11 protein-coding genes, 2 rRNA genes and 1 riboswitch (1 of these 14 only partly in view) are annotated in these 13,128 nt (G+C 44.3%); all 13 genes read right to left on the bottom strand.

The features are described from left to right. Nucleotides 1–5: 5 nt before the first annotated feature. Nucleotides 6–1,541, bottom strand: a complete 1,536-nt coding sequence (purH, locus tag MKX62_RS10695) for a bifunctional phosphoribosylaminoimidazolecarboxamide formyltransferase/IMP cyclohydrolase (RefSeq protein ID WP_340741374.1) — start codon at nt 1,539–1,541, stop codon at nt 6–8. A gap of 103 nt (nt 1,542–1,644) precedes the next feature. Beyond that, nucleotides 1,645–2,217 carry a phosphoribosylglycinamide formyltransferase gene (gene purN, locus MKX62_RS10690; protein WP_187046599.1) on the bottom strand — a complete coding sequence of 191 codons (573 nt, stop codon included), beginning with the start codon at nt 2,215–2,217 and terminating at the stop codon, nt 1,645–1,647. Then, a complete protein-coding gene (gene purM / locus MKX62_RS10685; protein WP_187046598.1) occupies nt 2,214–3,272 on the bottom strand; it encodes a phosphoribosylformylglycinamidine cyclo-ligase in 1,059 nt (352 codons plus the stop codon). The genes purN and purM overlap by 4 nt, the downstream gene beginning before the upstream one ends. 15 nt (nt 3,273–3,287) lie before the next feature. After that, complete coding sequence (purF, locus tag MKX62_RS10680) at nt 3,288–4,709, bottom strand: amidophosphoribosyltransferase (RefSeq protein ID WP_067205586.1); 1,422 nt, start codon at nt 4,707–4,709, stop codon at nt 3,288–3,290. Further along, nucleotides 4,685–6,904, bottom strand: coding sequence for a phosphoribosylformylglycinamidine synthase subunit PurL (gene purL / locus MKX62_RS10675; RefSeq protein WP_067205584.1), 2,220 nt, complete (start codon nt 6,902–6,904; stop codon nt 4,685–4,687). The genes purF and purL overlap by 25 nt, the downstream gene beginning before the upstream one ends. Continuing rightward, nucleotides 6,888–7,574, bottom strand: coding sequence for a phosphoribosylformylglycinamidine synthase subunit PurQ (purQ, locus tag MKX62_RS10670; RefSeq protein WP_067205581.1), 687 nt, complete (start codon nt 7,572–7,574; stop codon nt 6,888–6,890). The genes purL and purQ overlap by 17 nt, the downstream gene beginning before the upstream one ends. After that, nucleotides 7,571–7,825, bottom strand: a complete 255-nt coding sequence (purS, locus tag MKX62_RS10665) for a phosphoribosylformylglycinamidine synthase subunit PurS (protein ID WP_067205578.1) — start codon at nt 7,823–7,825, stop codon at nt 7,571–7,573. Before purS ends, purQ begins: the two co-directional genes overlap by 4 nt. A 183-nt stretch (nt 7,826–8,008) precedes the next feature. Further along, nucleotides 8,009–9,130: a 5-(carboxyamino)imidazole ribonucleotide synthase gene (gene purK, locus MKX62_RS10660; protein WP_067205576.1), complete on the bottom strand. Its 1,122-nt coding sequence runs from the start codon at nt 9,128–9,130 to the stop codon at nt 8,009–8,011. Next, nucleotides 9,127–9,615: a 5-(carboxyamino)imidazole ribonucleotide mutase gene (gene purE / locus MKX62_RS10655; protein WP_067205573.1), complete on the bottom strand. Its 489-nt coding sequence runs from the start codon at nt 9,613–9,615 to the stop codon at nt 9,127–9,129. Before purE ends, purK begins: the two co-directional genes overlap by 4 nt. 257 nt (nt 9,616–9,872) lie before the next feature. Continuing rightward, a riboswitch (purine riboswitch) is annotated at nt 9,873–9,972 on the bottom strand. Nucleotides 9,973–10,048: 76 nt separating this feature from the next. Then, nucleotides 10,049–10,249: an NETI motif-containing protein gene (locus tag MKX62_RS10650; protein WP_067205568.1), complete on the bottom strand. Its 201-nt coding sequence runs from the start codon at nt 10,247–10,249 to the stop codon at nt 10,049–10,051. Then, nucleotides 10,246–10,767: a DUF2179 domain-containing protein gene (locus tag MKX62_RS10645; protein WP_156476136.1), complete on the bottom strand. Its 522-nt coding sequence runs from the start codon at nt 10,765–10,767 to the stop codon at nt 10,246–10,248. Before MKX62_RS10645 ends, MKX62_RS10650 begins: the two co-directional genes overlap by 4 nt. A 1,214-nt stretch (nt 10,768–11,981) precedes the next feature. Next, a 5S ribosomal RNA gene (rrf, locus tag MKX62_RS10640) occupies nt 11,982–12,097 on the bottom strand. Nucleotides 12,098–12,177: 80 nt separating this feature from the next. Then, nucleotides 12,178–13,128, bottom strand: a 23S ribosomal RNA gene (locus MKX62_RS10635) (it continues 1,981 nt past the right edge of the window).

Below are 13,128 nucleotides of genomic sequence, written 5' to 3'. Positions count from 1 at the left end.
ACTCCTTAATGTTTGAAATGACGTACGCCTGTAAACACCATCGTAATACCGTATTCGTTAGCTTTTTTAATCGAATCTTCATCTTTCACTGATCCGCCTGGTTGAATAATTGCCGTAATACCCGCTTTCGCTGCAGCTTCGACTGTATCGTCCATTGGGAAGAATGCATCAGATGCAAGTGCTGCACCTTTAGCGCGTTCGCCTGCTTGTGTTAGCGCGATATTCGCTGCTCCAACACGGTTCATCTGCCCCGCACCAACGCCGAGTGTCATATTGTCATCAGTCACGACAATTGCGTTGGACTTCACATGTTTTACAACAGCCCAACCAAGTTTCATCGCTTCCCATTCAGCTTCAGTTGGCTGGCGGTCAGTCGCAACACGAATGTCTGCATTCGCAAATCCGTATGCATCCGGCTCTTGCATAAGCAATCCACCTTCAACAGAAACTGTATTCCATTTGTCTTTTTTGTTTTGATCAAACGAAATTGTCATCAAGCGAATATTTTTCTTCTTCGTCAAGATTTCAACTGCTTCTTCTGTGAAAGCAGGCGCAATGATAATTTCAAGGAAAATTCCTGATAATTTTTCAGCAGTCGCCGCATCGACTTCACGGTTTAATGCGATAATACCGCCGAAAATAGACGTTGAATCTGCTTCATATGCTTTATTGAACGCTTCGAAAATTGATTTGCCTGTTCCAACACCACATGGATTCATATGTTTTACCGCTACTGCAGCTGCTTTATCAAATTCTTTAATGATTTGGATAGCCGCATTCGCATCTTGGATATTGTTATACGAAAGTTCTTTGCCATGTAATTGTTTCGCGTACGCAATTGAGAAATCAGAACCAAGTGGACGGCTGTAGAAAGCTGCTTTTTGGTGTGGATTTTCTCCATAACGAAGCGGTTGTTTTAATTCATATGTATACGTAACCTGCTCAGGGAATTCTTCGCCTGTAAGGTCAGTCAAGAAACCGGCAATAAGTGCATCGTATGCTGCTGTATGACGGAAAACTTTTGCTGCAAGACGTCTGCGCGTTTCAAGTGTCGTTTTGCCATCTGCTTTGATCTCGGTAAGTACTTGATCGTAATCTGTTGCATCTACGATAACTGTGACGTATGCATGGTTTTTCGCTGAAGCACGAAGCATCGCTGGTCCACCAATATCGATATTTTCAATTGCATCATCATTGGTTACGTCAGGCTTTGAAATCGTTTCTTTAAACGGATACAAGTTAACACAAACAACGTCAATCGGCTGGATGCCATGCTCTTCCATTTGTAAGATATGAGAGGGATTGTCTTGTTTCGCAAGAAGTCCTCCGTGAATCATTGGGTTGAGCGTTTTAACGCGGCCTTCCATAATTTCAGGGAATCCGGTTACTGCTTCGACTGCTGTTACTGCGACGCCATTGTCTGCAAGATGTTTCATTGTACCGCCTGTTGATAACAGTTCATAACCGAGACTTTCCAATTCTTTTGCAAATTCCAAAATACCGTTTTTGTCTGACACGCTAAGCAATGCACGTTTTTTCACGAATAAAACCCTCCAATTAGTATGTTAGGATAGCAGTCTAAAATCGCGACTTCCTGTCGCAACGACTGCATGACCTGCTTCCTGCCGGCCCAAGCCTTGATCATTACCGGCTAAAAAGTTCGTTTAACGTATCTTTATATAAACCGTGTTCAACAGCATGAATCGCTTCGGCTGTTTTATCTTCATCTCCACTGACAACATCGACTGCACACTGTGCAAGAATTTGTCCTGTATCCATTCCTTCATCCACAAGATGAACGGTAACACCCGTCACCTTCACGCCATGCGCAACCGCTTGTCCAATCGCATCTTTTCCAGGAAACGAAGGCAGTAGTGATGGATGAATATTGACTATGCGAGAAGGATAAGCCATCAATAGGACCGGCCCAACAAGACGCATATAACCTGCAAGAACTAGCCATTCCGCCCCGGATTCTCGAAGTGCATGAAGAATTGCTTCTTCGTACGCATCTTTTGTTTCGAAATCTTTTGGACGTATTGCTGCAACTGGAATACTCACTTTGTCAGCACGTTCAACAACAAATGCTTCCGGCTTATTTGTCACCATCAGGACGATTTCAGCATTCAATTCACCTGCGCTACATGCTTGTTCAATTGCTGCAAAATTACTGCCGCTTCCGGATGCGAAAACGGCAATCTTCACTTTTCGATTCATTCGGCAAGACTTCCGTCATGTGTCCCTGTAAATGTGACGCCATCGCCTTCAATTACACGTCCAATAATGAATGCTTCTTCCCCGTGCTCAGCTGCAATTTTAAGGGCAGCATTCGCTTGTTCTTCAGAAAGCGCAACTACAAAACCGATACCCATATTGAATACGCTGTATAGATCTTTATCCAACAGTTCGCCTTTTTCTTTCAGCATTTTGAATACTGGAAGTACTGGCCATGAACCAAGGTCAATTTCCGCTCCGAATCCATCTACCAACATACGCGGTAAGTTTTCGTAAAAGCCGCCGCCCGTAATATGGCCCATTGAATGGACGTCGAGTTCGTTATGCATTTGAAGAACAGGTTTCGCATAAATTTTCGTCGGTGTAAGAAGTGCGTTTCCAACTGTTCCAAGATCTTCGTATCCAGCAATCAAACCGTCAATTTCACAGCCCTGATCTTCAATTACAATTTTACGGACGAGTGAATAACCGTTCGAATGAATACCGCTTGAAGCGATACCGACAAGAACGTCTCCAGCAACAACTTTTTCACCCGTGACAACTTTACTCTTTTCACATGCTCCAACTGCAAATCCTGCAAGGTCATACTCATCGACTTCGTAAAGTCCTGGCATCTCAGCCGTTTCTCCACCAATTAATGCTGCACCAGATTGAACACAACCATCTGCGATTCCTTTAACAATCGCTTCTACCTTTTCAGGAACGGCTTTGCCAAGTGCGATGTAATCAAGGAAGTAAAGAGGTTCTGCGCCCTGCGCCACAATATCGTTAACACACATAGCGACACAGTCAATACCAATCGTGTCATGCTTATCTGCCATGAACGCCAGTTTCAACTTTGTACCAACACCGTCTGTACCGGAAATAAGTACCGGTTCTTTGTAGTTAAGTGCGGATAGATCGAACATGCCACCAAAACCGCCGAACGTTCCTGTAACACCTTTACGCGCAGTTCGCGCAACATGTGACTTCATCCGTTCAACAGACTCGTAACCAGCTTCGATATTTACACCTGCGTTTTCATAAGCCTTCGACATGTAAAAGTCCCCCTATCAAACAATTTCTTTCTTATGTGGCAACACTGTATCTGAATAGATTTCTGTAGGATATTCTCCTGTAAAGCATGCAAGGCATTGTCCACAGTTCTTTGTTTTATCGGGACGTCCAATGGCTTCGACCATTCCCTCAGCAGACAAGAATGTCAGTGAATCTGCACCGATAAGCTCTCGGATTTCATCAACCGTCCTATTTGTTGCTATCAATTCTGAATCCGTACTGATATCTACACCATAAAAACACGGACTGACAAGCGGTGGAGACGCAATCACAACGTGAACTTCTGTCGCACCGGCTTCTTTCAACAGATTGACAATCCTTTTAGACGTGGTGCCGCGAACAATCGAATCATCCACCATGACGACTCTTTTACCGTTCACAACTTGACGCACTGGAGAAAGTTTCATCTTCACGCCTCTTTCACGCATCTCCTGTGTTGGTTGAATGAACGTTCGCCCGACATAACGACTTTTGATCAGCCCTAACTCATATGGAATTCCACTTTCCTCAGAAAACCCAATAGCCGCTGAAATACTTGAATCCGGTACACCTGTGACGACGTCTGCTTCGATATGCACTTCACGTGCAAGTCGTTTGCCGCAACGCTTCCGTGCTGAATGAATATTAATACCATCAATATCCGAATCAGGGCGTGCGAAATAGACATATTCCATCGAGCACATAGCCGAGTCCGCAGCTTTCGCAAAACGGTCCGACTGAAGACCTTTATCATTAATAATGATGAGTTCTCCCGGCTCTACCGAACGAACCCATTCTGCGCCAATAAGATCGAACGCACATGTCTCAGATGCTACGACCCAAGCATCTCCCAGTTTCCCAAGGGATAATGGACGCAAACCATTCGGATCCTGCGCAACCATTAATCCGTCATCCGTCAAGATGACAAACGCAAAAGCACCTTTTAACATCGATAATGCTTTTTTTACACGATCACGCTGTGTTAAAGAACCGCTACTTTTCTTAATTAAATGCGCTAGCACTTCTGTATCAGAATTCGTTTGAAAAATACTACCTTGACGTTCAAGATGCTCGCGTAGTTCGACCGCATTCACAATGTTGCCATTGTGAGCGACCGAAAGACTTCCAGTTGTTGAACGGAAAACGAGCGGCTGAACATTTTCGATTCCGCGACCGTTCTCTGTAGAATAACGCACTTGCCCAATTGCTGAATTTCCTTTTAAATCATTGATCTCATTACCTGAAAACACTTCATTGACAAGACCTTCGCCTTTAATCACATGAAACTTTTTGCCTTCCTTCGTAACGATACCGGCTCCTTCTTGTCCCCGGTGTTGTAACGCGTGCAGACCATAATAACTGATCTGCGCCGCGTCTTCATGACCCCAAATGCCAAACACACCGCACTCTTCGTTTAAGCCTCTGAGTTCAGCAAGCATTGGATAGCCCCTTTCCAAGCAGAACGGAGTTCATCCACCGTCCCGTCGATTAACGTACCGTCTTCACCGTTAATAACGATACGGTTACTATCCGTAACTACACCGATCTTAATCGCATCTGCTACAGCTTTTTCGAAATCTGACGCTTTTTCTTCTTTTACAGTCACAAGGAAACGTGATTGCGTTTCACTGAATAATGCTGTTACTGCAGATCCTGAAACTGTAACGCCTGCTCCAAGACCTTCCGTACCGAATGCTTTTTCACAAAGCGCTACTGCAAATCCGCCTTCTGATAAATCTGTTGCTGATTGAACAAGTCCCGCTTGGATCGCTGTCAAAAGTTCTTTCTGGCGTGCTGCTTCAACTTCAAGGTCAATTGCCGGAGCTTGGCCGAAAATTTTCCCTTCCGTCATTTGTTGCAATTCACTACCGCCGAAATCAAGTGATGCTTCACCGATGACATAAATGACATCGCCTGCATTTTTGAATTCAGTAGTCGTTACTTGTGATAAATCATGAACAAGGCCGACCATACCAATCGTTGGTGTCGGATAGATTGGAACACCATTCACTTCATTAGATAAGGAAACGTTCCCGCTTATTACAGGAGCATTCAACTTGCGGCATGCATCAGAAATTCCGTCAGCTGATTTCTCAAGCTGCCAAAATACTTCCGGCTTGTCCGCACTACCAAAGTTTAAGCAATCTGTAATTGCAATTGGTTCCGCGCCTGAACAAATGAGATTACGTGCTGCTTCAGCAACGGCAATTTTCCCGCCTGTTTCTGGGTCAAGATAGACGAAACGTGAGTTACAATCGGATGTCATCGCAAGTCCTTTATTCGTTCCAGTGACACGAATGACACCCGCAGATGAACCTGGTGCAACTACCGTATTTGACCTAGCTTGTGTATCGAACTGATTATAGACCCATTCTTTCGATGCAATCGTTGGACGTTGCAAGAGGTCTTTAAGTGTTTCATTCAAATCTGTCACGACAGGTTCTGTCATTTCCATCGCTTGGAATTCTCTGAAATAAGCAGGTTCCTCGGATTTCTTATGGTAAACCGGTGCGTCTTCAGCAAGTGCATCAGCTGATACTTCAGCGACAACTTCACCTTTATGAAGCAGGCGCAGCATTTTATCATCTGTTACTTTACCAATCGTTACAGCTTCGACATTATATTTCGCAAATAAATCCGTTACTTCCTGTTCACGGCCTTTTTTCACGACGATTAGCATACGTTCTTGAGATTCTGACAACATCATTTCATATGCTGTCATTCCTTCTTCACGTTGTGGTACTAGGTCAAGGTTTAACTCAACACCATACCCTGCTTTTGATGCCATTTCAGCCGCAGAAGAAGTAAGTCCTGCTGCCCCCATATCTTGAATCCCAATTAACGCATCTGATTTTACAAGCTCAAGGCATGCTTCCATCACAAGTTTTTCAAGGAACGGGTCACCAGCTTGCATCACTGGAAGTTCTCCATCTTTTACTTCGGATGAAGACATCGTCGCACCGTGAATCCCGTCACGTCCTGTTGTAGCACCGGCATACATCACACTATTACCGATACCGGAAGCGATCCCTTTTTGAATGTCTTCATGATTTAACAAACCAACAGCCATCGCATTGACGAGTGGACGTTTAGAATAACAATTATCGAACTGAACTTCGCCAGCAATAGTAGGTATACCAATCGCATTTCCGTAACTTGCAATCCCTGCAACCGCTTCTTCGAATAAATAACGGTCACGTTCGTCTGTTAGATCGCCGAAACGAAGTGAGTTTACAAGTGCTACAGGGCGGGCACCCATTGAAAATACGTCACGCAGAACCCCACCAGCACCAGTTGCTGCCCCGATGAACGGTTCAATCGCAGAAGGAGAGTTATGGGATTCCATTTTGAAAACAGCTGCTTGATTGTCGCCAATGTCGACGATTCCTGCTCCTTCTCCTGGTCCTTGAAGAACACGTGGCCCATCAGTTGGGAATTTACGCAGTACTGGTTTCGAGCTCTTATATGAGCAGTGTTCAGACCACAATGCAGAGAATAAACCCGTTTCCGTATAGTTTGGAAGGCGTCCTAACATCTCTGTTGCACGTTCGAATTCCTCATCTGTCATTCCCATTTGGCGGTATAATTGTTCATCTTTAATTTGTTGTGCGTTCGGTTCATGCTTGGCTGACATTATTTTCACTCCACCTTTTCAAGATTGAATTGAATAGAGGCAATCCATCTGTTCCTCCGATGATTTCCTCAACTGCACGTTCAGGAAGGGGCATCATACCGAGCACATTGCCTTTTTCGTTTAAAACACCCGCGATGTCCGCTGTGCTGCCATCTGCATTACCGTCCGCATATGTAAATACGATACGGTTAGTACTTTTCAATTCTGCTACTGTTTTTTCATCAACATAATAGTTGCCGAATTCATGAGCAAACGGAATTGTGATTTCTTGCCCGTTGTCGTAATCTGCCGTAAATATAGAATCTGTATTCAAGACAGTCAAGTTCGTTTTGCCAGACCTGAATTTCAGTCCTTTATTGCGCAAGAAAGCGCCTGGTAAAAGGCCTGCTTCAGCGAGAATTTGGAACCCGTTACCCACACCAAGAACAGGTTTCCCTGTTGCAGCAAATGCTTTCAAGCTCTCGATTGCTGGTGAGCTTTGCGCTAGTGCACCCGCACGCAGATAATCCCCGTACGATGCTCCACTCGGAATAAGTACTGCGTCATAACCGTCAAGATTCGCTTCTGTATGCCAGATGTATTCTGCTTTATTGCCCAGGACGGTATTTACCGCATGATACATGTCGATGTCGCAACCCGATCCTGGGAAAACAAGTATAGCGAACTTCATTTGCCCGCGACCTCCCCGATTTCATATCGGTAGTCCTCAATAACTTTATTGACTAAAAGCTTTTCGCACATTTCTTTGACACGTGCATCGATATTTGTAACTGATTCGTCTAATTCTAGCTCAATCAATTTCCCAATGCGTACGTTTTCGACCTCTTTATAACCCATCGTTTGAAGCGCTTCTTTAGTTGCTACCCCTTGTGGATCAACAACACTTTCACGGAGTGTTACGTATACGTTTACTTTCGTCATGTCTTTTTTCCTCCCAAATGGAATTAGATTAAGTTTCTTTTTGAAACTTTGAAATGTTGAAAAGCTGCCGTCAATTATTCAGTCAAGACGGAGCTGCTTGAAATTCGTATAACACTTATTTTGTTCTAACCGTACAGCGTCCATTTCTGGACTGGGGTATCGCTTTATCATAAGTATCCCCCTCTATTCAGACCAAATTCCCGTTGAATTAATGTCTTCCAATGTCTTTTCAATGTTGTCCGTCATGATTGTGACATGTCCCATTTTTCGCTTTAATTTCGCTTCGGCTTTGCCATATAGATGGATTGACCAATCTGGATAATCCGTAACAATCTTCGTCAGTGGTGCTACATGTTCGCCGAGCACATTCACCATAATCGAAGATTGCCATAATATCGGCTTGCGAAGTGGCCAGCCACAAATAGCACGGATATGCTGATGGAACTGCGAAATGTTACACGCCTCAATTGAATAATGACCCGAGTTATGTGGACGTGGTGCTAATTCATTAATAATAATTTCATCATTTTCTAAGACGAACATTTCAACCGCCAATGTTCCGACAAGATTGAGATGATCTGCGATTTTCTTCGCTGCATCTTCGGCTTGGGCTAAGACTTTTTCATTGACCCGTGCTGGAACGATTGATTCATGCAGTATATGGTGTTTATGAATATTTTCAGCAACTGGAAGACAGTAAGATTGTCCTTTATCATTCCGTTGAATGATCACTGATATTTCTTTTGTAAACGGAACGAACGCTTCTGCAATACATGCCGAATGAACAAAGAGTGATTCCGCTTCGTGAAGATCACTTTCAGAGTCGATTTTCACTTGCCCTTTGCCGTCATAACCACCGAATGCAGTCTTGACGATACAAGGGTAGCCGACTTCTCCAATTTTCAACGTTAGCTCTTCAAACGTCTGTGCCGCTACATAGTTTGCAACAGGTGCACCCGATGCTGTAATTTCTGCTTTTTCATTGATACGATTCTGTGTGATCCGGACAAGTTCTGCGCCCTGCGGTACGTGTGCGATTTGAGTGAGCCTTTTCAATCCCTCATAATCAATGTTTTCGAATTCATATGTGATGACGTCACTCACTTCACCTAGTTCCTCGAGTGCAATCTCATCGTTGTAAGGTGCAACAATCCGTATATCAGCAATTTGACCACACGGTGAATCCATAACAGGATCTAGCACCGCGATTTTGAATCCCGCTTCCTTCGCGGCAAGCCCCATCATCCGACCAAGCTGTCCCCCACCAATGATCCCTATCGTTTGTCCAGGTAAAATTGTTTTCATAGTAAGTCACCGCTACTTTCTAGTGCCGCATCACGCATGTTATTACGGCGCTCTTCAATACGTTTCATTAGAGCTTTGTCATGGACACCTAACATCTGTGCTGCAAGAAGACCTGCGTTCACAGCGCCTGCTTTTCCAATTGCCATAGTCGCCACTGGAACACCTCCAGGCATTTGAACAATGGATAATAAGGAATCCATTCCATTCAACGCTTTTGACTGAACAGGTATGCCAATAACGGGTAGCAATGTTTTTGCTGCAACCATCCCTGGGAGGTGTGCAGCTCCCCCAGCTCCTGCAATAATGACTTCTAAACCTTTATCTTGCGCTTGTTCTGCATATTCAAACATGAAATCAGGTGTACGGTGTGCTGAGACGACTTTCTTCTCGTAAGGGACTTCTAGTTCGTCCAAAATGTCACACGTATGTTTCATTGTTTCCCAATCACTTTTACTTCCCATAATGACACCGATTTTCGGTTCCACTTATAATCCGCTCCTTTTAAGAAAAGCGTTAGGTGCCGCTACAAATGAATGTTGCATAAGTTTGCCACATTTTGTGGCAACAGGCCGTCTTATGACCCGAGCGTCTGGCACCTGAAGCCTAGCCAACATTTCCTAAACTAAAAAGTCCTCGAACAAACCACTCTTCATATGCATGAAAAGCAGATCATTCGAGGACGTTGAAATATACGTTAAGATGGCTGTACCCATGGGTACCCACACACCTTTCGCTATCAATCCTGAAAGTCGCTTTCCCGCATAGTCCGGACATTACGGTGTCCTGGTAGAAACACTGCGGCCAATTCCACAGCATATATGGGGATTCTATTTACTCTCTTTATTTTAACAAGACCGCGAGCATTCGTCAATAGAAAAGGCGAACAATTACATATCGCTATCCCATAACGTTCGCCTTTTAGGCATTTTCATCTTCTCTTAGTACACCTTTGAACTTGATAACTTGCCGTACTGGAATAAATTCTCCATTCACCTCAGTAAACAGCGGCTCTTCCTTTCGTCCCGCAACTGCATAACCTTCTGCAGCCATTCGCTTCAAACAATCCTCAATAGTCTCTTCTGTTTCCACGTCAAACCATATAGTCTTCTTTTTACTCACTTGAACAACTTCCCTTTCCTCACACTCTTAACCCAGAAACCGCCATGTATCATTTTCGCCTCGTATGCAATAATAAATGCTTTTGGGTCTATTTCTTTAATAGTAACGTAAAGTTTCAATTCATATTTACGCGGGGTAAGAATCTGCATAGCAGACCGATCCCCATCAAGACCATTCGCTGACCAATCTGTGACTCCGTAACCTTTTTCCCGCAGTATACTCGGTAATTTCAAGTTCTTCTCTGACGTAATTACATTTACTGTAATATAGCCAAGTGCCATCTTCTCTTCAATCTTCGACCCAATAATAACTCCACAACCATAACCGATTGCATAGGCTACTAAGTTCTGTATTTCATTCAGGTTATCAAGCACTAAACCAAGGCCGATGACATAGATAACGATTTCTACTACACTAAGTCCGGCAGCGATGTATCTATAGCCTTTTAACGTTAGAATCATGCGCACTGTAAAAAATGTAACATACACGATATTAATCGCGAATATAATGAGCACCATTTGCAAAATAACCACCCCTTTCAATATTGCTTGACCCTTATCGTATCGCTGTTAGGCTATGATTTCAAGCTATTAAGAATAGACGGACAAGTAGCTCGGATCCGAAGATGAATTTAGGTATTCTAATCGCCACTTCCATAATCTAACGCCAATTCTTATGTCGCTAATTGTTCAATCATAATGGCTAAAATTATAGGCGAGCGAGCGTATAAGGAGCACGACCGATCATATCAACACGTAAACAATCATAACCAATGTACGACCGATCATATCAATTCCTAAACAATCATAACCAATGCACAACCGATCATTTCAACACGTAAACCGATCATATATATAACTCACTTACATTAAGACCTGTACATTTACGGATTTTCGTTATTATATAAATTGAAGTAAATAAACCCTTCAATATCGCATTTTGTATGCCCAACCCCATTAATCTAACTGCTTCACCTATCCTATAGTCATTTGGCTCCGTCTTTCCCAGTAAGAAGCTAGCGCTTTGTTTTCATATCATATTCAATACTTTAACTTAGATAGCATTTCTCCATAGTACGAGATTTTATTATTTCCCGGAAGACAAAAAAAGTCATTACCTATTGGCAATGACCTTACTACCGGCGACGTCCAACTCCTCACAGGAAAGAGCTCCGAACCACCATCAGCATGCGAACTTATTATCCCTATGCCTAGTAATGTAGACACGGAAGGGGAAAGGCGACGTTTTTCTAATTGAGACCACCCTTTTTTCGAAAGACAAGAAATTATAAACTTTTTCACCTAGAGTAGTGTCTATACTCCAGCGCCTAGCACCCGATCCTACACAACGGGGGGCATGCAGAGCTGTTGCGACATTGTGTCACCTGTGTCGCGCTGATCCTAAGCTGCCTTCCTCTATCGCTTGTCGTCCTTTTCGGCTCCACCAAGGCACTTGAGTTTTTTATGTATACGATTATCCTTACTTTTTTTTGTATAAGTACAAATTAACCTATGTAAGTTAAAATTAAGAATCCCTTTGAATTCCTTATTGCACTAGGGATATCTCGCTCCCTAAGCCTAGTTAGTGCTCCATTACTCTCAGAGCTTCGGATGCCTCTTTAAATGCGCATTCTCTAGGTTCCTATAGTTACTCATTTATTTAATATATATATCTAAAAAAAATTCTAAAAATAAACACAAAAAAAGCCATTACCTATTGGCAATGACCTTGCGCCCGGCGGCGTCCTACTCTCGCAGGGGGAAACCCCCAACTACCATCGGCGCTGAAGAGCTTAACTTCCGTGTTCGGGATGGGAACGGGTGTGACCTCTTCGCAATCGTCACCAGACTCTTTGAGCTTGTTCGCTCAAAACTGAATAAAACAGACATTGTGCTACACGAATCAGGGTAATCAAGCCCTTTTCAAAATTGGTTAAGTCCTCGATCGATTAGTATCCGTCAGCTCCACACGTCGCCGTGCTTCCACCCCAGACCTATCAACCTCATCTTCTTTGAGGGATCTTACTTACTTGCGTAATGGGAAATCTCATCTCGAGGGGGGCTTCATGCTTAGATGCTTTCAGCATTTATCCCGTCCATACATAGCTACCCAGCGATGCCTTTGGCAAGACAACTGGTACACCAGAGGTATGTCCATCCCGGTCCTCTCGTACTAAGGACAGCTCCTCTCAAATTTCCTGCGCCCGCGACGGATAGGGACCGAACTGTCTCACGACGTTCTGAACCCAGCTCGCGTACCGCTTTAATGGGCGAACAGCCCAACCCTTGGGACCGACTACAGCCCCAGGATGCGATGAGCCGACATCGAGGTGCCAAACCTCCCCGTCGATGTGGACTCTTGGGGGAGATAAGCCTGTTATCCCCGGGGTAGCTTTTATCCGTTGAGCGATGGCCCTTCCATGCGGAACCACCGGATCACTAAGCCCGTCTTTCGACCCTGCTCGACTTGTAGGTCTCGCAGTCAAGCTCCCTTATGCCTTTGCACTCTACGAATGATGTCCAACCATTCTGAGGGAACCTTTGGGCGCCTCCGTTACTCTTTAGGAGGCGACCGCCCCAGTCAAACTGCCCGCCTGACACTGTCTCCTGCCCCGATAAGGGGCATGGGTTAGAAGTCCAATACAGCCAGGGTAGTATCCCACCAACGCCTCATCCGAAGCTAGCGCTCCGGAATCCAAGGCTCCTACCTATCCTGTACAGGCTGCACCGGAATTCAATATCAGGTTACAGTAAAGCTCCACGGGGTCTTTCCGTCCTGTCGCGGGTAACCTGCATCTTCACAGGTATTATAATTTCACCGAGTCTCTCGTTGAGACAGTGCCCAGATCGTTACGCCTTTCGTGCGGGTCGGAACTTACC

This window comes from Sporosarcina sp. FSL K6-5500, from assembly GCF_038005665.1.
Classification (GTDB): Bacteria; Bacillota; Bacilli; order Bacillales_A; family Planococcaceae; genus Sporosarcina; species Sporosarcina psychrophila.
The sequence above is the reverse complement of the archived record's forward strand: the minus strand, read 5'-3'. Positions and strand labels throughout refer to the sequence as shown.